The following is a 20,655-nucleotide window of genomic DNA, read 5'->3' on the forward strand; positions in this document are numbered from 1 at the left end:
ACATCTTCAAAACAAGATGTGCTGATCTGAACGGCAACAGAAAATGACGCATTCCAGAATGACAGGAGGCGGTGTTGTTGCGGGCTTCCAGCCCAGGAGGTGGAATGTCGCGAATCGACAACAGCATAAAAAAGAGACCTGGCCACTACCTTGTTGGCCCGCTCTTTTTCCGTGCTTTTTCAAAACCAACCTTAATCACCAATTGGTGAATTAATTTTTCACCCATCAAACCGCCCAAGTACGCACCATTTCGGGGGTATTCACGGAGGCCGTCTGCCCGATTTTTCGCCGGATTTGCCCCAGAATAAGGCTCACAAATGACGCCGCCAGAAAGGCCGGGCATCGTTTTTGCTTAGCAGGACCAGCTAACTATTTTCTATCTGGAGCACCCATGACAAAACGAGTTTTCATCAAGACCCTGGCCGCACTGGCGGGTGCCGTCGCCGTTTGCGGCAGTGCCTACGCACAAAACACACCCATCAAGTTTCAGCTGGACTGGCGTTTTGAAGGCCCGGCCGCGCTGTTTGTCACGCCGGCCGCCAAGGGTTATTTCAAGGACGCCAAACTCGACGTCACGATTGACGCCGGCAATGGCTCGGGCGGCGCCGTCACGCGTGTGGCCTCGGGCAGTTACGACATGGGTTTTGCCGACCTCGCCGCACTGATGGAGTTTCACGCCAACAACCCGGACGCCGCCAACAAGCCGGTCGCCGTGATGATGGTCTACAACAACACACCGGCCTCGGTCATGGTGTTGAAAAAATCCGGCATCAAAACCGTGGCCGACCTCAGCGGCAAAAAATTCGGTGCACCGGTGTTTGACGCCGGCCGCCGCGCTTTCCCGATTTTTGCCAAGGCCAACAACATCACGAATGTGCAATGGACCGCCATGGACCCGCCTTTGCGCGAAACCATGCTGGCCCGCGGTGATGTCGATGCCATCACCGGTTTCACCTTCACCTCGTTGCTCAACATCGAAGCCCGCGGCGTGAAAACTGCCGACATCGTGGTCATGCCCTATGCCGACCACGGCGTGAAACTGTACGGCAACGTGATCATCGCGACGCCCAAACTGATTAAGGAAAATCCGGCCGCGATCCGCGCCTTTCTGCAGGCCTTCACCAAGGGTGTGAAAGATGTCATTGCCAATCCCGCCGCCGCCATCGCCGACGTGAAGGCCAGGGACGGCATCATAGACACCAAGCTTGAAACACGTCGCCTGCAGCTGGCCATCGACACCGTGATCAACAGCCCGGATGCACGCGCCGAAGGTTTTGGCCAGGTCAAGGGCCCGCGCCTGACACTCATGGCGTCGCAGGTGTCCGACGCCTTCAACACCAAGACCCGCGTCAACGCCGATGCGGTGTGGAACGGCTCCTTCCTGCCCAGCACCGCAGAACTGAACGTGTTGCCCGCCGCGAAGAAATAAGCCACTCACCGTGCGCCGGCATCACCGTGCCGGCGCGCGGCAGACCCAGGCAGGGCCAGCTTGTTCAACAGACACGCTGGCCTTTGCCTTGTGCACATCAGGACAAGCAAGAAACCAATGCAAGAAAACCCAGAAGCCCATTTTGTTGACTTTCGCGATGTCTGGCTGGCCTACAACGACGAGCTGCTCGCACAAAACCACTTTGCGGTCGAAGCCATAGACCTGAAGGTCCGCGAAGGTGAGTTCATCGCCATCGTTGGTCCCTCGGGTTGCGGTAAATCAACCTTCATGAAACTCACGACCGGCCTGAAAATGCCGTCGAAAGGCCGCATCCTGATCGACGGCCAGCCGGTCACCGGGCCGCTGAAAATTTCAGGCATGGCTTTTCAGGCACCTTCGCTGCTGCCCTGGCGGACCACGGTGGACAACGTGTTGTTGCCGCTGGAGATTGTTGAGCCTTTTCGCAGCCAGCTCAAATCCAAACGCAAGGAGTTTGAAGAACGTGCGCGCCGGCTCTTGCAAAAAGTCGGCCTTGGCGGTTATGAAGACAAGTTTCCCTGGCAGTTGTCAGGTGGCATGCAGCAGCGTGTGAGTATTTGTCGCGCGCTGATTCATGAGCCCAAGATGCTGTTGCTCGACGAGCCTTTCGGCGCGCTCGATGCGTTCACCCGCGAAGAGTTGTGGTGCATTCTGCGCGACCTCTGGAACGAGCAAAAATTCAACGTCATCCTGGTCACGCACGACCTGCGTGAGTCGGTGTTTCTGGCCGACACGGTCTATGTCATGAGCAAAAGCCCCGGGCGTTTTGTCGTGCGCAAGGAAATTGATCTGCCGCGCCCGCGTGACCTGGAGATCACCTACACCCAGGCCTTCGGCGACATCGTCCATGAACTGCGCAGCCATATCGGTGCGATACGTACGGTAGGCATACCCGCGCCCGCCCTGGAGGCCAAGTGATGCCCATGACCACAAAACAGATTGAACGCTGGTCCCCGTTTGTGTTGCTGCTGGTCATCGTGACCTTGTGGCAGCTGGTGTGTTCGGTGTTCCAGATCGAGGAATACATCTTCCCGGCGCCACTGAAAATTGCCGAGTCCATGATTGAGTTTTCCGGCCCGATCGCGCAAGCCGCCTGGAAAACCTTCTGGGTCACCATGGTCGGCTTCGGCCTGTCCATCGTGGTCGGCGTGATGCTGGGCTTTCTGGTCGGCTCCTCACGCCTGGCCTATGCCGCGGTCTACCCGCTACTGGTGGCCTTCAACGCCGTGCCCAAGGCGGCGATTGTGCCCATCCTGATCGTCTGGTTCGGCATCGGCGTCGGGCCCGGCATCCTGACGGCTTTCCTGATCTCCTTCTTCCCGATCACCGTCAACATGGCCACCGGGCTGGCAACCCTGGAGCCCGAACTCGAAGACGTGTTGCGCGTGTTGGGCGCCAAACGCTGGGACGTGCTGGTCAAGGTCGGCCTGCCGCGTTCCATGCCTTACTTCTACGGTTCGCTCAAGATCGCGATCACGCTGGCCTTCGTCGGCACGGTGCTGGCCGAGATGACCGCCGGCGATTCCGGCATCGGTTACCTGATGCTCAGCGCCGGATCGCAACAACGCATGGCACTGGCGTTTGCAGGCCTGGTGGTGATAGGAGCCATGGCCATGATCATGTATGAGCTGTTCAGCTATATCGAGAAACACACCACCGCCTGGGCGCACCGCGGCACACAGGGCGACTAAATCTCGTTTTAGATCGTCAACAGGCGCGACAGAAGCAAAAAGGCCGATTTCTTATAAGAAATCGGCCTTTAGCCCTTATTCCACGGACGCAAGCAGCTACCAAATCAATAGCAACTGGAGGCCACCCAGCGCTTGCCCCTAGAGAAAACGCTCCAGCAGACGCCGTGAGCCGCGGTCCAGCGCCCCCATGTCTTTCACGCTGAAATGCACACCATGGCCGGCGGAGATCAGCAGCGACTCGCGGCTCAGACGGCGTATGTCTTCCTCGCCCTTGAGCACAAACGAGGTCTCGCCGCGGTCGGTTTCCACCGTCCAGGTGCTGGGTGTGCCAAAGCTGGAGACACTTTGAAGCCGCGTGATCTCGGGCACAAAATCGCGCAGCGCCAGTTCTTCTTCGAGCAGGCCGCGTACCTCGGGCGGCAAGCCGTCCAGCCGCTCCAGCCAGACCAGCTCATGGCCCTCGCTGCCCACCAGGGAAATGCCCTCATCGGGCGCGGCAATCGGAAAAGCCCGCACCGGCACCACGCCCGGGTGTTGCACGCCGTCGCGGTCCGTCAGCAGCAGCCGGCCCGAGGCCTGGCGCTCCAGCTGGAAAACCGGGGGGGATTTGCTTGTCAATTCAGTGGAAGTCATGCGGCGTCCTTCAGACATGGCCGGTGTGCTGGGCGGTGTGGGCCACTTGCGAAGTAGCCAGTGCAATCCGGCCCTCTTCGGCGTCGAGGTTGCCTTCGCTGTCGACCTGGCGCGCCTGCGCCTCGTACAGCCGCCAGTAGGCGCCCTGTTTGGCCATGAGTTCGTCGTGCGGCCCGACCTCGACCACCTGGCCGCGATCCATCACCACCAGGCGGTCGGCCTTGCGCAGGGTGGACAGGCGGTGGGCGATGGCAATCGTCGTGCGGCCCTGCACCAGGTTGTCCAGCGCTTTCTGGATTTCTTTCTCGGTCTCGGTGTCCACCGACGAGGTGGCTTCGTCGAGGATCAGGATGCGTGGATCAATCAGCAGCGCGCGCGCAATCGAGATACGCTGGCGCTCGCCGCCCGACAGGCCCTGGCCGCGCTCGCCAACCAGCGAGTCGTACCCCTGGGGCAGGCGCAGGATGAATTCGTGTGCATGTGCAGCCCGGGCGGCGGCCACAATTTCGCTGCGGCTGGCGCCGGGTTTGCCATAGGCGATGTTTTCGGCAATCGTGCCGAAGAACAAAAACGGCTCCTGCAACACCAGGCCGATGTTGCGGCGGTAGTCGGCCACGGTGAAACGCCGGATGTCGGTGCCGTCCACGCTAATACTGCCGTCGGTCACGTCGTAAAAACGGCAGATCAGGTTGACCAGTGTGCTTTTGCCCGAGCCGCTGTGGCCAACCAGGCCTATCATTTCACCCGGCCGGATGGACAGGTCCAGCCCGCGGATCACGGCCCGGTTGCCATAGCGAAAACCCAGGCCGTTCATCTCGATGCGGCCCTGCATGGGCGCCATGGGCACCGGGTTGGCCGGCTCCGGCACGTTGGACACATGGTCCAGGATGTCGAAAATTCGTTTGGCACCGGCGGCGGCCTTTTGCGTCACAGAAACAATCCGGCTCATGGAGTCCAGCCGGGTGTAAAAGCGGCCAATGTAGGCGATAAACGCCGTCAACACGCCGACCGTGATCTGCTGCTTGGACACCAGCCAGATACCAAAGGCCCAGACCACCAGCAGGCCGATTTCAGTCAGCAGCGAGACCGTGGGCGTGAACAGCGACCAGACCTTGTTGAGTTTGTCGTTGACCAGCAGGTTGTGCCGGTTGGCATCGCGAAAACGCTGGGCTTCGCGTTTTTCCTGGGCAAACGCCTTGACCACACGAATGCCGGGAATGGTGTCGGCCAGCACATTGGTCACCTCGGACCAGACCCGGTCGATTTTTTCAAAACCGGTGCGCAGGCGGTCGCGCACGGTGTGGATCATCCAGGCGATAAAGGGCAGCGGCAGCAAGGTCACCAGCGCCAACCAGGGGTTGATCGAGAACAGGATGGCCGCGGTCATGACAATCATCAACACGTCGGTCGCAAAGTCCAGCGCATGTAAGGACAGGAAAACGTTGATGCGATCGGTTTCCGAGCCAATACGCGCCATCAGGTCGCCCGTGCGTTTGCCGCCAAAATAATCCAGCGACAACTCCAGCAAGTGGTCAAAGGTGGCGGTCCGCAAATCGGCGCCTATGCGTTCCGAGACCAGCGCCAGCAAATAAGTGCGCGCCCAGTTCAGGCCCCAGCCGAGCAGCGCCGCGCCCAGCAAAGCGCCCAGAATCGCCAGCACCTTCCAGGACGCGATCTGCTGGCCGTTCTGGAACGGAATCAGGACATCGTCCATCAGCGGGATGGTCAGATACGGCGGCACCAGGGTCGCGGCGGTGGAAGCCAGCGTCAGTAAAAACCCGGCCAGCAACTGCCCGCGGTAGGGCCGGGCAAACCGCCACAGGCGCAACAACACCCAGGTGGACGGCGGGGTGTGCAACTCGCGGGCGCAGACCGAACAATCGTCGCTGTCCGGCGGCAACACGGCGTCACACAAGGGGCACAAGGCAGCCTCATCACCGCCCGCCAGAGCACCGGCGGCCTCGCGGGGCGTTGTTTGTTGCTCGAACAGGCGCTGCAGCCGCAACACCTGCACATTGACGGCAAGCGTAAAACGCCAGCTGGCCAGCCTTTCGCCGCCCTGGTGCAGCTCCAGCGTGCCAACACCGGCATGGTCGAAATGACGCAGGGACAGGCCGCCGCCGGCCTGCAGGGGCCAACTCCGCCACTGGCCGGTTGGCGAATCCAGCGCCAGCAGACGCTGGTCGCTCAGGGCCAGCCAGCCTCGGGAAAACCGAAGTTGCGAATCCAAGTCAACCAGCACCGTACATAAAACGTTCTCATGGGCTGCGAGTTGTGCACGCAAGTCTGTTTGCACGTGATCAGCCTCGCTGGAGGAGGCGTCAACCGGATGAGAATGTTGCATTGTTGTGAATTGGAAGCCGTAAATACCGGTAACCTGAGAATTTTCAGGGCCGAAACAAGGATTTTCGCCTAAGCCGGGCAGACTGCTGATGCCTAATTCAGCGCCCGGACCAGAAAACCTGCCTTTATTAACCAGAAACGCCCCTTTGGGGCGCTCTCAGAAAAGAACGTCGCCCCGGCCCGGCCGGTTGACTGAATCCAGAAAAACATGAGCAAAAAGGACGACATCAAGCTTCTGCGCATCAACTACCTGCGCGGCCCCAACATCTGGACTTACCGGCCTGTGCTGGAAACCTGGCTGGATCTGGGGCCTTTGGAAGACTTTCCCTCCAACCTGCTGCCCGGCTTCAGCGACCGCCTGGTGGCCCTGCTGCCGGCCTTGGTGGAGCACCACTGCGGCGTCGGCGAACGCGGCGGCTTTATCCAGCGCCTGGTGGAAGGCACCTGGGCCGGCCACGTGCTGGAACATGTGGTCATCGAGCTGCTGAACCTGGCCGACATGCCCACCGGCTTTGGCCAAACCCGCAGCACCTCGCAGCACGGCGTCTACCGCATGGTCTTTCGCGCTCGTGACGAGCAGGTCGCCCGCTGTGCCCTGGCCGAAGGCCACCGCCTGCTGATGGCCGCGATCAACAACGAAGCATATGGCGACAGCGATCTGCAAGTTGCCGTCGGCCGCGTGCGCGCCAAGGTCGACCAGTGTTACCTCGGCCCCAGCACCGCGTCCATTGTCGGTGCCGCCACCGACAGGCGCATCCCGCACATTCGTTTGAACGAAGGCAACCTGGTGCAACTGGGTTATGGCGCCAGCCAGCGCCGCATCTGGACCGCCGAGACCGAGTTCACCAGCGCCATCGCCGAAGGCATTGCCGGCGACAAGGACCTGACCAAAAGCCTGCTCGCCTCCTGCGGCGTCCCGGTGCCCGAGGGCGAAATTGTTGAAACGGCCGAAGCCGCCTGGGAAGCCGCCCAGGAAATCGGCCTGTCAGTGGTGGTCAAACCCTCGGACGGCAACCACGGCCGGGGCGTGTCCATGGACCTGAACACCCGCGAGGAGATCGAGGCCGCCTTCCACGTCGCGGAGCCGCAAGGCAGCAACGTGATGGTCGAGCGATTTGTCCGCGGCCACGAACACCGCCTGCTGGTGGTTGGCGGCCGCGTGGTCGCCGCCGCCCGCGGCCAGACCTCGACCATACGCGGCGACGGCCGCTCCACCGTGGTGGAGCTGATCGACAGCCAGCTCAACACCGACCCGCGGCGCGGCTACGAAGAAGATTTCCCCCTCAGCCTGATCAAGCTCGAGGAAGAGGAAGCCATCGTGCTGGAGCTGCAGCGCCAGGGTCTGGGCCCCGACTCGGTGCCGGCGGCCGGCCGCGAAGTGCTGGTCCAGCGCAATGGCAATGTGTCCATCGACTGCACCGACGAGGTCCACCCCGAGGTGGACCACATCGTGTCCCTGGCCGCCCGCATCGTGGGCCTGGACATTGCCGGCATCGACCTGGTGGCGCAGGACATCTCGAAACCGCTGCACGCCCAGGGCGGCGCGATAGTTGAAGTCAACGCCGGCCCCGGCCTGCTGATGCACCTCAAACCAGCGGTAGGTGCGCCGCGCCCGGTCGGCCGCGCGATCTGCGACCACCTGTTTCCAGAAGCCTCCGAAGGCGCCCACAGCGGCCGCATCCCGGTGGTGGGCGTGGCCGGCTCGGCCGGCACCCACCAGATTGCACGCCTGGTGGCCTGGCTGCTGCAGCTGTCGGGCAAACACACCGGCCTGGCCTGCCGCGACGGCCTGTTCCTCGATGGCCGCTGCCTGGACGCCAGCGACGGCACCCACTGGGAAGCCGGCCAGCGCCTGCTGATCAACCGCACGGTGCAAGCCGCCGTGTTTGAAAACAGCGCCGACACCATTTTGCGCACCGGCCTGGCCTATGACCGCTGCCAGGTCGGCGTGGTCACCGACCTGGACGGCGCCGAAACACTGGCCGAGTTCGACATCTTCGACGAAGAGCCCATGTACAAGGTCATGCGTTCGCAAGTCGATGTGGTGCTGTCCGACGGCGTGGCCGTGCTCAACGCGGCCCACCCGGCCATTGTCAAGATGGCCGCCCTGTGTGACGGCGAGGTGATTTTTTACGCCGCCGACCCCACCCTGTCCGCCATCACCGCCCACCTGGGCAGCGGCGGCCGCGCGGTGTTTGTGCGCCAGGACCAGGTCGTGCTGGCCACCGGCAGCAGCGAAGCCTTTTTGCCGGGCCTGGACAAACTCGCCATCTGGCAGGGCCGCCACGCCCCCACCGCCGAAGCCAGCCTGCTCGCCGCCATTGCGGCCGCCTGGGCGCTCGGCATTCCGCTCAACCTGATTGGCGCCGGCATTGAAGCCTTTGAGTCCAGCGCAACCCAGCCCGGAAAGATCCGCTGATGAAAGTCTCCCGCATCCGCGCCCTGCGCGGTCCCAACCTCTGGAGCCGCCACACGGCGCTCGAAGCCATCGTTGCCTGCACCGAGGCAGAACGTTCCATCGACGCCCTGCCCGGCTTCGAGCCGCGTGTGCGCTCGCTGTTCCCGGCCATAGGCGCCTTGCGCCCGGGTGGCTACACCGGTCCGGTGTCGCTGGCCCATGTGCTGGAGTCGGCCGCCCTGGCGCTGCAGGCCAACGCCGGCTGTCCGGTCACCTTCAGCCAGACCTCGGCCACGCTGGAAGACGGCATTTACCAGACCGTGGTCGCCTACAGCGAAGAAGCCGTCGGCCGTCTGGCACTGGAGTTGGCCCAGGCCCTGGTGCATGCCGCACTCAACGAAACCGGCTTCGACGTTGATGCCGCCATCGCCCAACTGCGCGATCTGGATGAAGACGAACGCCTGGGCCCCAGCACCGGCGCCATTGTGGATGCGGCCACCGCACGCGGCATTCCCTACAAACGCCTGACCCGCGGCAGCCTGGTGCAGTTCGGCTGGGGCTCGCGCCAGCGCCGCATCCAGGCGGCCGAGCTGGACGCCACCAGCGCGGTGTCCGAGTCCATTGCCCAGGACAAGGACCTGACAAAAAAACTGCTGCTCGCCGCCGGCGTGCCAGTGCCCATGGGCCGGCCGGTCGCCGATGCCGACGAGGCCTGGGCTGCGGCCTTGCAGATCGGCCTGCCGGTGGTGCTCAAGCCGCAAGACGGCAACCAGGGCAAAGGGGTCACCGTCAACATCGTGACGCGTGAGCACCTCGATGTCGCCTTCCGCGCAGCGGCCGAACACGGCACCGTGATGGTCGAAAAATTCCTGCCCGGCAACGACTTCCGTCTGCTGGTGGTTGGCAACAAACTGGTGGCCGCCTCACGTCGCGAACCGCCGCAAGTGCTGGGTGATGGCCTGCACACCGTGCGTGAGCTGGTCGACATCGTCAACCAGGACCCGCGCCGCGGCGAAGGCCATGCCACCTCGCTGACCAAGATCCGCTTTGACGACATTGCCGTGGCGCGCCTGTTTGCGCAGGAGCTCACGCCCGAATCGATTCCGGCGCGTGGCCGCCGCGTCATCCTGCGCAACAACGCCAACCTGAGCACAGGCGGCACCGCCACCGATGTGACCGGCGACGTGCACCCCGAAGTCGCCGCCCGCGCGGTGGCCGCGGCGCAAATGGTCGGCCTGCACATCTGCGGCGTGGACGTGGTCTGCGAAAGTGTGTTGCGTCCGCTCGAAGCCCAGAACGGCGGCGTGGTGGAAGTCAATGCCGCGCCCGGCCTGCGCATGCACCTGTCGCCCTCCTACGGCAAGGGTCAGGCCGTCGGCGGCGCCATGATCAACGAGTTGTTCGCCCCGGGCGACGACGGCCGCGTGCCCGTGGTGGCCGTGACCGGTACCAACGGCAAAACCACGGTGACCCGCCTGATTGCCCACCTGCTGGCTGCCAGCGGCCTGCGCTGCGGCATGACCAACACCGACGGCGTCTACGTCAACGGCCGGCAGACCGACAGCGGCGACTGCAGCGGCCCGAAAAGCGCACGCAATGTACTCGCGCATCCCGACGTCGATGCCGCCGTGTTTGAAGTCGCGCGTGGTGGTGTGTTGCGCGAAGGCCTGGGGTTTGACCGCTGCCAGGTCGCCGTCGTCACCAACGTCGGCACCGGCGACCACCTGGGCCTGAACTACATCACCACGGTGGAAGACCTGGCCGTGCTCAAACGCGTGATTGTGCAAAACGTCGCGCCCACCGGTTATGCGGTGCTCAACGCCGCCGACCCCATCGTCGCCGCCATGGCGCCAACCTGCCCCGGCAACGTGATCTTTTTTGCCGCCGACCGGCACCACCCCTTGATGGCCACCCACCGCGCCCAGGGCAAACGCACGGTCTATGTGGACGGCAATGCGCTGGTCGCCGCCGAAGGCGCCTGGCGTGAACGTGTGCCGCTGCACAGCATCCCGCTGACACGCAATGGCAGCATCGGTTTCCAGGTTGAAAACGTGATGGCCGCCCTGGCCGCCGCCTGGGCCGTTGGTGTGACCTGGGACACGCTCAAAAGCGGGCTGGCCAGTTTTGTCAGCGATTCCCACAATGCACCGGGTCGCTTCAACGTGATGGACTACCGCGGCGCCACCGTGATTGCCGACTACGGCCACAACCCGGACGCCATGCGCGCCCTGGTGGCCGCCGTGGACGCGATGCCGGGCAAACGCCGCAGCGTGGTCATCAGCGGTGCCGGCGATCGGCGCGACAGCGACATCCGCGACCAGACCGTGATTCTGGGCAAGGCCTTTGACGACGTCCTGCTCTACCAGGACGCCGCCCAGCGCGGCCGCGCCGACGGCGAAGTCATGGCGCTGCTGCGCGACGGCCTGGCCAACGCCAGCCGCACCACCCACATCGACGAAATCCGCGGCGAGTTTCTGGCGATCGACACGGCCTTGGCCCGCCTGCAACCCGGTGACTTGTGCCTGATCCTGGTGGACCAGGTGCAGGAAGCGCTGGCGCACCTGGCGGAGCGTGTGAAAGAAACACGGGACGTGAAGCAGGTTGCGGCCGCCGCCTGAGTTCCCAGGCCTGCCGGCATCACGCTGCGCTTGTGGCCTGCCTCTGGCAGTAGGCCTGACTCCCCACTCCCACCCCTAACCCCTCCGTCGCCCCGCTGGGCGATGGAGGGGGACTTCATTTGGCTATGTGTGCTGCGCTCGCGTGCATGAATGACGGTCTCTTGGAAATATCCGACAAGGACGCGCTTGCGCGTCCTTGTCTCCCCGCATCCGTTTCCGATCCTGCCCCCACCCCTTCTGTCTGCGCCGAGGAGCACAGGGAAAAGCGGATTAGGGCTCGCGATTGTCTGAGGCGAAGCCGAGTTCGAGCGAGACCCCGCTTTTCCCGAGCACTGCAGGTTGCCCGTAGCGAAGCGCAGGGACGCAGACAGTGGGGTCGCCTTTCTTTTCCTTAGGTTTCTTTGGCGAAGCAAAGAAAAGTAAGTCGGCCGCCGGGCCGAGACCCGGCAAGCCCGAAGCACATCCACCCACCAAGAAGCCACAGGCCTCACCAGGCCGTAATTATGAACAAAATCGACCTCCAGCCCAGACAGGACGGTCGTAAGCAGCTATTGAATTAATAGCAACGAAGAGACATGGCAGCACCAGACCCCGAGTTAAACTCAATCATGGCCTGGAACGCATCTCTCTCCCTCGACTACTCCCTACAGGCCGGCAAAACCGTCGCGCATTTCCGCCACGACGGCCCGCTGCGCATCTTGCAAAGCCTCTACCCGGAAGGCGACGCGGTCTGCCACAACGTTCTGGTGCACCCACCGGGCGGCCTGGTCGGCGGCGACACGCTGGACATCGCCATCAGCGCGGCAAGCGGCAGCCACGGCCTGATCACCACGCCGGGCGCCACGCGTTTTTACAAATCACTGGGGGAAACCGCCCTGCAGCGCACCCGCTTGCGGCTGGAGGCCGGTGCCCGCGCCGAATGGCTGCCAATGGAAGCCCTGTGTTACAGCGGCTGCCTGGCTGAAAATCATTTGACGCTGGACCTGGCGCCGGGTGCCGAGTTGATGGGTTGGGACATCACCGCGCTCGGCCTGCCCAGTGCCAACCAGCCCTTTGAACAAGGCAGTTTTTGCCAGCACATCGAATTGCCCGGCGTCTGGCTGGAGCGTGCGCGTATCCGGGCCGACGACTTGTTGCTGATGAACAGCCCCCTGGGCCTGGCCGGTCAGCGCTGCATCGCCACCCTGTTTTTTGTCACCGGCAGCAAACTGGAGCGCAAACGCCGCGAACTCGCGCTGGACCTGGCGCGACAAGTCATGGACGCCCACCCGCTGACCAACACCGCGGGCGCCACCAGCCCCGATGCGCAGGTGGTGGTGGTACGTGTGCTGGCACCGCTGGTGGAGCCGGCGATGGATTTGCTGAGGCAGGTCTGGAAGACCTGGCGCCGGCATTTCTGGGACCAGGCCGCGCCCAGCCCGCGCATCTGGTCCGTCTGAAGAATCAGCCCTGCAAGTCGGCGGGCACCTTGCCGCCGTTGGCCGCCAGCTTGATCATGACCTGCTTGTGCAGCCAGATGTTCATGGTTGCGCTGTCATTGGTGTCGCCGGTGTAGCCCAGCTCTTTCGACAACTCCTTGCGCTCAGCCAGGCTGCTGTCCAGCTTGAGCAATTTCATCAGGTCCACAATTGATGTTTTCCAGTTGAGCTTTTCAGGGTTGTTGCTGGCCATCTCGTTCAACACGGCTTCCACGTCCACCACCGCGATGGTTGCAGAACCCATGGCTGCTGCGACTGCCGCAGCAGCGGCCGCAGCAGTATCGGCCGACGCTGCGGCAGCGGCCTCTGGTGACAGCGCGGACGATGACGGGTCGGGTGCGGCTTGGGCGGACGGGAAAATTTTTCCAAAAATTTTGCTGAGGATGCTCATGCTGATTCCAATCCATAAAGTAAGGGAGATTTCATTCTAGGCTCAGCCTCCAGCGCTTCCCCGTGAAAACACCCGCCCCCGCTACAGAGAAACCCGATGTCGCGCCCCGCTTGCCATCCGGGGATTCCGGCCTACACGGATTGCCCCAGCCCGCCTACTTGCAAAGTGCGAACGCCCCTCAGAATAAGCGCTCACAGCCGCCGCAATCATTCATCCAGCGAGCCCACCCTATGAACTTCCACCTAGCCCCCCTCTTGATCGCCTTGAGCCTGTTGTCAGGCTGCACCAGCACCACGGAGGGCGGTGCCGTGGGTGCATCACGCCCCCAACTGTTGCTGGTGTCGTCGCAGGAGCTCGACCAGATGGCCGTGCAGGCCTACACCAAGCTCACATCGGAGGCGGCCGCCAAAGGCGCGCTCAACACTGATGCGGCGATGCTGGCACGCGTGCGTGCCGTCGCCGCCCGCCTCGAGCCAAAAACGGCGGTCTTTCGTGGCGATGCCCCAAGCTGGAAGTGGGAGGTCAACCTGATCGAGAGCGATCAGCTCAATGCTTTTTGCATGCCCGGCGGAAAAATCATGTTCTACACCGGACTGGTGCGCAAGCTCAATCTCACGGACGAAGAAATCGCCGTGGTGATGGGCCATGAAATCGCCCACGCCCTGCGCGAACATTCGCGCGAGCAGGTTTCGCAAGCCGCCGCCGCGCAAACCGTCATCGGTCTCGGCACGCAGTTGCTGGGCCTAGGCAGCGGCACCGCCCAACTCACGGGCACCGCGTATCAAGCACTGGTCGCCACAAACTTCAGCCGCGCCCATGAGGCCGAAGCCGACCGCATCGGCCTGGAGCTGATGGCACGCGCCGGCTACAACCCGCAAGCCGGGGTCAGCCTTTGGCAAAAAATGGGCACTGCCGGCAACACGGGCGGCACGCCTGACTTTTTAAGCACCCACCCCAGCGACAGCAGCCGCGTGCAACAGATCCAGGCGTTGCTGCCCACCGTCATGCCGCTGTACCAGGCAGCACGTCGCTAGCCGGCTTGTCACCCCTTCAGGACCGGCCACGCCCAACCAAGACACCATGGTATCTTGGGGGTGGACCCGCGTGATGGCGTGGCCTGTCACCGCGCAGCATCGTCCATATCCATAAAAACACAGGGAGCGCCATGCACACGGCCATGACCACGACCGAGATTTACCTGATCGCCATGGCGATCATTTTTACCGTCCCCTACCTGATCTGGCGGGTCTTCAAAACCGACTACTACGCACCGTTGGTGGTGGTGCAAATCATTGCCGGCATCCTGCTGGGCCCAGGCATTCTGGGCAAGATTTACCCGGACTACTACGCCTTTGTCTTCAGTGCGCCGGTGGTGCAGTCGCTCAACGGCATCGCCTGGTGGGCGGTGATGGTCTTTGTCTGGATTGCCGGCATCGAGCTGGACCTGAAAAAAGCCTGGGCGCACCGGCGCGAAAGCAGCATCACCGCCGGCCTGGCGCTGGGCACACCGCTGGTGTTGGGCTGCGCGGCCGCTGCCGGCATGCTGATGTATGAGGGCTGGGTCGGACCGCAAGGCATGCGCTGGCAGTTTGTCATGGGGGTCGGCATGGCTTGCGCCGTCACCGCGCTGCCCATTCTGATTTTGCTGATGGAAAAACTCGCCATCCTGCGCCAGCCCATAGGCCAGCGCATCCTGCGTTATGCCAGCCTGGACGACATTGCGATCTGGGGCGTGCTGGCACTGATCCTGATGGACTGGGAGCGTGTCGGCAGGCAGGCCGGCTTCCTGATCGCCTTTGCCGCCTTGAGTTATGCCTTTCGCAAACTCATGGTGTGGCTGCCCGAACGCGACCGCTGGTACGCCGGCCTCATCTGGCTGATCATCTGCGCCTTCGGTGCCGACTGGGCCGGCCTGCACTACATGGTCGGCGCCTTCCTGGCCGGAGCCATCATGGACGGCGAGTGGTTCAACCAGGAACACATGGACTTGCTGCGTCACCACGTGCTGCTGGTGATGATGCCGGTGTTTTTCCTCAGCACGGGTTTGCGCACCAACTGGTCGGTGGGCGGCGAAGCCGTGTTTGTCGCGGCCGCCGTCTTGCTGGTGGCCTCCGTGGCCGGCAAGCTGATCGGGGTTCACATCGCGGGCAAGGTGCTCAAGTGGGAACCGGGTGAAAGCTCCATCATCGGCTGGCTGTTGCAGACCAAGGCCCTGATCATGATCATTTTTGTCAACATCCTGCTGGACAAACAAATCATCACCAACGAAACCTTCACGGCCTTGCTGCTGATGGCGATTGCCAGCACCATGCTGACGGTGCCGGTGGTGTCACCCAAGCTGCAGCGCATGAAAGAAATTATTTTTCGCTCGAAATAAGGCTGCGGGCTTGACCCGCCATCCATGCCGGCACACACGCGTCGGTGTTCATGTGGCATGGATCCCGGATCAAGTCCGGGATGACCGCCATCCTAGATAGCAACGAGCTGCCGCACCTTGTTGGCTTCCATGTCCTTGCCCTGACCGCGCGCAATGAATTCGCCGCGCTCCATCACCAGGTAGTCGTCAGCCAGCTCTTGCGCAAAGTCGTAATACTGTTCGACCAACAAGATGGCCATGTCGCCCCGGTCTGCCAGCATACGGATCACACGGCCGATGTCCTTGATGATGCTGGGCTGAATCCCTTCGGTGGGTTCGTCGAGGATCAGCAGCTTGGGCTGGGCCGCCAGCGCACGCGCAATTGCCAGTTGCTGCTGCTGCCCGCCCGAGAGATCACCGCCGCGCCGGTTCAGCATCTGCTTGAGGACAGGAAACAACTCGTATAACTCGCCGGGCACCGGCGTACCGGCGCTTTTGTAGGCCAGACCCATGCGCAGATTTTCTTCGACCGTCAGCCGCGCGAAGATCTCGCGCCCCTGCGGCACAAAACCTATGCCGGCTCTGGCGCGCGCGTAAGGCGTGGCGTTCTGGATGGGCTTGCCGTCAAATTCGATGCTGCCGGTCTTGATGGGCACCAGACCCATCAGTGATTTGAGCAGTGTGGTTTTACCCACGCCGTTGCGGCCCAGCAGCACGCTCACTTTGCCGAGATGGGCTTCCAGGCTCACGTCGCGGAGGATGTGGGAGCCGCCGTAATACTGGTTGATGTTTTTGACGTTCAGCATTTTGGGGTTCTCGCCAGGCTGGGGTGAATCGATCGCTTGTGTTTTGCCTGCATGCCGGGGGTAGCCCGGCGGCTACTCACTTTCTTTTGCTTCGCCAAAAGAAAGTAAGCAAAGAAAAGGCGACCCCGGATCCGGCTGGACCTCCGCTCCTCGGCGCAGACAGAAGGGGTGGGGAGCGAGGGGAGAGATCGGGGTCCGACGAGGACGCGCTTGGCGCGTCCTCGTCTCCCCGCATCCGTATTTTTCCTCCAAGCCCGTTTGGCTGGGCCGAGGAGCACAGGCAAAAGCGGATCAGGGCTCGCGATTGTCTGAGCCGAAGGCGAGTTCGAGCGAGACCCCGCTTTTGACGAGCACCGCAGGTTGCCCGTAGCGCAGCGGAGGGACCCAGACAGTCGGGTCGCCTTTCTTTTCCTTAGGTTTCTTTGGCGAAGCAAAGAAAAGTAAGTCGCCCGCCGGGGCGAGTCCCGGCTTGTCTGCAAACTACGGACCGCCAGATCGACGAAGGCGTCAACAGGCCCGTCCCAAACGCAAAAAGAATCAGCGCCCAAGGTACACCTCAATCACCCGTTCATCCGCCTGCACCTGATCCAGCGTCCCCTGCGCCAGCACCGACCCCTCACACAACACCGTCACGATCTCGGAAATTGTTTTAATGAAACTCATGTCGTGTTCCACCACCATCAACGAGTGTTTGCCCTTGAGCGTCAAAAACAACTCCGCCGTGCGTGCCGTTTCTTCATCGGTCATGCCCGCCACAGGTTCGTCCAGCAGCAACAGCTTCGGGTCTTGCATCAACAACATGCCAATCTCCAGCCACTGCTTTTGCCCGTGACTCAGATTGCCCGCCAGACGATTCACGCTGCCAGCCAGATGAATCGTCACCAGGATGTCGGCGAGGCGATCGCTTTGCGCCGAGTCCAGCCTGAAGAACATCGACGACTTCACACCCTTGTCGGTTTTGAGGGCGAGCTCCAGGTTTTCAAACACCGTCAGTTGTTCAAACACCGTGGGTTTCTGAAACTTGCGGCCTATGCCCAATTGCGCAATCTGCGGTTCGGTGTGACGCAGCAGGTCTATCGTGCTGCCGAAAAACACCGTGCCTTCGTCGGGCCGGGTCTTCCCCGTGATGATGTCCATCATCGTGGTCTTGCCCGCGCCATTCGGACCAATGATGCAGCGCAACTCGCCCGGCGCAATGTCCAGCGAAAGTTTGTTGATGGCCTTGAACCCGTCAAAACTCACACTCACGTCTTGCAGGTAGAGGATGCGACCGTGCGTCGTGTCGACTTCGCCGGACTCAACGACGCGGCCCGTGCTGGCGTTGCGCCCGCCCGATGCCGTGTTGTTTTTTCCGGCCGCCAGCAGCGCCATGTGATCTTCAACGCGGCGTGCGCCTTGCTCAAGCAGGTCGGGGGTCATGGCATGGCCCCCACGCTTTTCGCTTCGCGTAATGCGCTGCCCCCCGAGGGGGCCTTCGCGCCTTGGGGCGGTCCGGCGTCGCTCATTTCTCACCACCTTTCCGGAATTTTTTCACCAGCCCGACCACCCCGTTGGGTAAAAACAGCGTCACCGCAATAAACAACATGCCCAGAAAATACAACCAGTACTCGGGGTAAGCCACGGTCAGCCAGCTTTTGGCGCCGTTGACGATGAAGGCACCCACAATCGGGCCGATCAGCGTGGCACGGCCACCCACGGCGGCCCAGATCGCCATTTCAATCGAGTTGGCCGGGCTCATTTCGCTCGGGTTGATGATGCCGACCTGCGGCACATACAAGGCGCCGGCGATGCCACACATCACGGCCGAGAGGGTCCAGATCGTCAGCTTGTAGCCAATCGGGTTGTAGCCCGAAAACATCACGCGTGTTTCAGCATCACGCACCGCCTGCAACACCCGGCCAAACTTGCTACCCACCAGCCACTTGGCGAACAAAAAGAAAGCCAGCAGACTCAGCCCGGTGATCACAAACAGCACCATGCGCATGCTGGGTGTGGCCAACGGAATGTCCAGAATGCGTTTGAAATCGGTAAAACCGTTGTTGCCGCCAAAGCCGGTTTCGTTGCGAAAGAACAGCAGCATGGCGGCAAAGGTCATGGCCTGCGTGATGATGGAAAAATACACCCCCTTGATGCGCGAACGGAAGGCAAAGTAGCCAAACACAAAGGCCACCAGCCCAGGCACCAGCACGATCAGGAACAAGGTGGCGACAAAACTGTCGCTAAAGGTCCAGTGCCAGGGTAGCTCTTTCCAGTCCAGGAACACCATGAAGTCGGGCAGATTGCTTTTGTAATTGCCCTCCAGGCCGATCTGGCGCATCAAATACATGCCCATGACATAACCGCCCAGCGCGAAAAACATGCCGTGCCCCAGCGACAAAATGCCGGTGTAACCCCAAATCAGGTCCATGGCCAGCGCACAGATCGCGTAACACATGATCTTGCCCAGCAAGGCCACCGCGTAGGTGCTCATGTGGAACATGCTGCTTTCCGGCACCAGCAGGTTCAGCACCGGGGCCGCAGCACAGACGGCCAGCAGCGCGACGATAAATGCGCTCCAGCCGGCCCGTGTGAGCATGGGGCCTTGGGCCGGAAGCCGCACAGACGCCGAAACGGTGCCCCCGGCCTCGGGCTGTGGGACGGCCGCGGTAACAACGGGCACATCGACCTGTGCCGTACGTGTCGCGGGAAGGCTCTGCCCAGCTTGCAGGGCCGCGTTGAGGGTTGGCGTGGATGTTGTCATGGTCATGCCTCGGCGGAGCGCCCTTTCATGGCGAAGATGCCTTGCGGCCGCTTCTGGATGAAGATGATGATGAACACCAGCACCGCAATTTTGGCCAGCACCGCACCGGTCCAGCCTTCGAGAAATTTATTCAGAATGCCCAGGCCCATGGCCGCATACACCGTGCCGGCCAGCTGGCCCACGCCACCCAACACCACCACCATGAAGGAATCCACGATGTAACCCTGGCCCAGGTCCGGCCCGACATTGCCAACCTGGCTCAGTGCGCAACCGGCCAGGCCTGCAATGCCCGAGCCCAGTGCAAACGCATAGGTGTCCACACGCGCCGTGTTCACGCCCATACACGAGGCAATCGGCCGGTTTTGCGTGACACCACGCACAAACAGGCCCAGCCTTGTCTTGCTGATCAGCCAGGCCATGCCCAACAACACGGCAATCGCAAACCCAATGATCACCAGCCGGTTATAAGGCAGCGACAGATTGCCCAGCACCTGCACGCCGCCGCTCATCCACACCGGGTTTTCGACGCCGACGTTTTGCGCGCCGAAGATGGAACGCACCAGCTGCTGCAACATCAGGCTGATGCCCCAGGTGGCCAACAAGGTTTCCAGCGGCCGGCCATATAGAAAGCGAATCACGCCGCGCTCCAGCGCCGCGCCCATCAGCGCCGACGCCAAAAAAGCCACCGGCACCGCCGCCAGCAGATACCAGTCGAACAGGCCGGGCAAATATTTCTGGAACAGGCCCTGCACCACGTAAGTGGCGTAGGCACCAATCATCATCAGCTCGCCGTGCGCCATGTTGATGACACCCATCAGGCCGTAGGTGATGGCCAGGCCCAGCGCCACCAGCAGCAAGATGCTGCCCAGGCTGATGCCACTGAAGACGGCGCCCAGCTTGTCGCCCCAGGCCAGCGCGGCCTCAACCTGACGCAGCGACACCTGCAGCGCGCTTTTGACCTCGGCGTCTTCTTCCGTGGCCAGGCGCGCGATCAGCGCGGTTTTGCTGGCCGGGTGCTTGCTGCCGGACAAACGCACGGCGGCGTCCAGGCGTCTGTTTTTGTCGCTGCTGTCCAGCAGGATGGTGGCGCGCAGCATCTCCAGCTGCGCTTTCAGCGCGGGGACGGTCTCGGCGGCATAGGCTTTTTCAATCAGCGGCAGGCGTGACTCATCGCTGCCGCTGGACAAGGTCTTGATCGCATCGCGCCTCAGCTTCTCGTCTTTGGAAAACAGCTTGAGTGCGGCCAGTGCGTTGTCCAGCTCACCGCGCATCAGGTTGTTGTTGATCACGTCTTCGGCGTCGTCGGGCACTTTCAGCGCCGCGCCGCTGATCGGATCGAACCCCTTGTCGTCCTTGATCACAAACACCTGCTCGCCGGCGGTTTTGACGGCATCGTCTGACAGCGCCTGGATGAAGGCGACGGTTTTTTCGTCAGGTTTGGCGGCCGCCTTGCTCAAAGCCGCCACCCGCGCCTCGGTTTCGCCCAGCGCCATGCCTTTGACCTCTTCCGGGCTCAAGGCGTGGACGCTGGCAGCGATCAAAAGCGTCGCAAATAGAAATAATGTGCGCATCATCATGAGAAGAACCTGTAGGGTGGGCACAGCTGCCAGCCACGGCTGGCGTGTTGGCATGCCCAGGCTGCAACTTCCTTTAAAAACCATGCACCGGAGTAGTGCAAGAAGTGGGCCAGACCACAAAAAAGCCGCACCGGTTTTCTGCAAACCAGGCGCGGC

15 protein-coding genes are annotated in these 20,655 nt (G+C 62.3%); 8 read left to right on the plus strand and 7 right to left on the minus strand.

Annotation, left to right across the window (positions count from 1 at the left end):
* Positions 1 to 391 precede the first annotated feature (391 nt).
* The 3 genes from ACHMXK_RS17575 (at position 392) to ACHMXK_RS17585 (ending at position 3,159) form a co-directional block, all read left to right on the plus strand.
* Entirely contained in the window at positions 392 to 1,429 is a 1,038-nt protein-coding gene (locus ACHMXK_RS17575) for an ABC transporter substrate-binding protein (protein WP_397441817.1), read from the plus strand.
* Between the two features lie 117 nt (positions 1,430 to 1,546).
* The gene (locus ACHMXK_RS17580) at positions 1,547 to 2,386 is read left to right on the plus strand and encodes an ABC transporter ATP-binding protein (protein ID WP_397441818.1); all 840 of its coding nucleotides are present in this window, start codon (positions 1,547 to 1,549) and stop codon (positions 2,384 to 2,386) included.
* Between the two features lie 5 nt (positions 2,387 to 2,391).
* Positions 2,392 to 3,159 (plus strand): ABC transporter permease, encoded by a 768-nt coding sequence (locus ACHMXK_RS17585; protein ID WP_397442552.1) that lies wholly within the window; start codon positions 2,392 to 2,394, stop codon positions 3,157 to 3,159.
* Positions 3,160 to 3,297: 138 nt separating this feature from the next.
* On the opposite strand, the gene ACHMXK_RS17590 is transcribed toward ACHMXK_RS17585, so the two are convergent.
* The gene (locus ACHMXK_RS17590) at positions 3,298 to 3,792 is read right to left on the minus strand and encodes a DUF1854 domain-containing protein (protein WP_397441819.1); all 495 of its coding nucleotides are present in this window, start codon (positions 3,790 to 3,792) and stop codon (positions 3,298 to 3,300) included.
* Between the two features lie 10 nt (positions 3,793 to 3,802).
* Entirely contained in the window at positions 3,803 to 6,136 is a 2,334-nt protein-coding gene (locus tag ACHMXK_RS17595) for an ABC transporter ATP-binding protein (RefSeq protein WP_397441820.1), read from the minus strand.
* Positions 6,137 to 6,343: 207 nt separating this feature from the next.
* On the opposite strand from ACHMXK_RS17595, the gene cphA (ACHMXK_RS17600) reads away from it, so the two are divergent.
* The 3 genes from cphA (ACHMXK_RS17600) (at position 6,344) to ACHMXK_RS17610 (ending at position 12,590) form a co-directional block, all read left to right on the plus strand.
* Positions 6,344 to 8,554, plus strand: coding sequence for a cyanophycin synthetase (gene cphA / locus ACHMXK_RS17600; protein ID WP_397441821.1), 2,211 nt, complete (start codon positions 6,344 to 6,346; stop codon positions 8,552 to 8,554).
* Positions 8,554 to 11,151, plus strand: coding sequence for a cyanophycin synthetase (gene cphA / locus ACHMXK_RS17605; RefSeq protein WP_397441822.1), 2,598 nt, complete (start codon positions 8,554 to 8,556; stop codon positions 11,149 to 11,151). The genes cphA (ACHMXK_RS17600) and cphA (ACHMXK_RS17605) overlap by 1 nt, the downstream gene beginning before the upstream one ends.
* A gap of 608 nt (positions 11,152 to 11,759) precedes the next feature.
* Complete coding sequence (locus ACHMXK_RS17610; protein ID WP_397441823.1) at positions 11,760 to 12,590, plus strand: urease accessory protein UreD; 831 nt, start codon at positions 11,760 to 11,762, stop codon at positions 12,588 to 12,590.
* 4 nt (positions 12,591 to 12,594) lie between these two features.
* On the opposite strand, the gene ACHMXK_RS17615 is transcribed toward ACHMXK_RS17610, so the two are convergent.
* Positions 12,595 to 13,020, minus strand: coding sequence for a DUF3597 domain-containing protein (locus ACHMXK_RS17615; protein ID WP_397441824.1), 426 nt, complete (start codon positions 13,018 to 13,020; stop codon positions 12,595 to 12,597).
* A gap of 230 nt (positions 13,021 to 13,250) precedes the next feature.
* Between ACHMXK_RS17615 and ACHMXK_RS17620 the strand changes: the two genes are divergently transcribed.
* Both ACHMXK_RS17620 and ACHMXK_RS17625 read left to right on the plus strand, forming a co-directional pair.
* Entirely contained in the window at positions 13,251 to 14,054 is an 804-nt protein-coding gene (locus tag ACHMXK_RS17620) for a M48 family metallopeptidase (RefSeq protein ID WP_397441825.1), read from the plus strand.
* 131 nt (positions 14,055 to 14,185) lie between these two features.
* Positions 14,186 to 15,397, plus strand: coding sequence for a cation:proton antiporter (locus ACHMXK_RS17625; protein ID WP_397441826.1), 1,212 nt, complete (start codon positions 14,186 to 14,188; stop codon positions 15,395 to 15,397).
* A 92-nt stretch (positions 15,398 to 15,489) separates the two neighbouring features.
* Here ACHMXK_RS17625 and urtE read toward each other — a convergent pair whose 3' ends face one another.
* The 4 genes from urtE to urtB form a co-directional block, all read right to left on the minus strand.
* On the minus strand, positions 15,490 to 16,182 hold the full coding sequence (urtE, locus tag ACHMXK_RS17630) for an urea ABC transporter ATP-binding subunit UrtE (RefSeq protein WP_397441827.1): 693 nt from the start codon (positions 16,180 to 16,182) through the stop codon (positions 15,490 to 15,492).
* Positions 16,183 to 16,719: 537 nt separating this feature from the next.
* A complete protein-coding gene (gene urtD, locus ACHMXK_RS17635; RefSeq protein ID WP_397441828.1) occupies positions 16,720 to 17,601 on the minus strand; it encodes an urea ABC transporter ATP-binding protein UrtD in 882 nt (293 codons plus the stop codon).
* 82 nt (positions 17,602 to 17,683) lie between these two features.
* Positions 17,684 to 18,757, minus strand: coding sequence for an urea ABC transporter permease subunit UrtC (urtC, locus tag ACHMXK_RS17640; protein WP_397442553.1), 1,074 nt, complete (start codon positions 18,755 to 18,757; stop codon positions 17,684 to 17,686).
* A gap of 167 nt (positions 18,758 to 18,924) precedes the next feature.
* Positions 18,925 to 20,496, minus strand: a complete 1,572-nt coding sequence (urtB, locus tag ACHMXK_RS17645) for an urea ABC transporter permease subunit UrtB (protein WP_397442554.1) — start codon at positions 20,494 to 20,496, stop codon at positions 18,925 to 18,927.
* Positions 20,497 to 20,655 lie beyond the last annotated feature (159 nt).

Source organism: Polaromonas sp. UC242_47 (genome assembly GCF_044452385.1).
Lineage (GTDB): Bacteria > Pseudomonadota > Gammaproteobacteria > Burkholderiales > Burkholderiaceae_C > Polaromonas.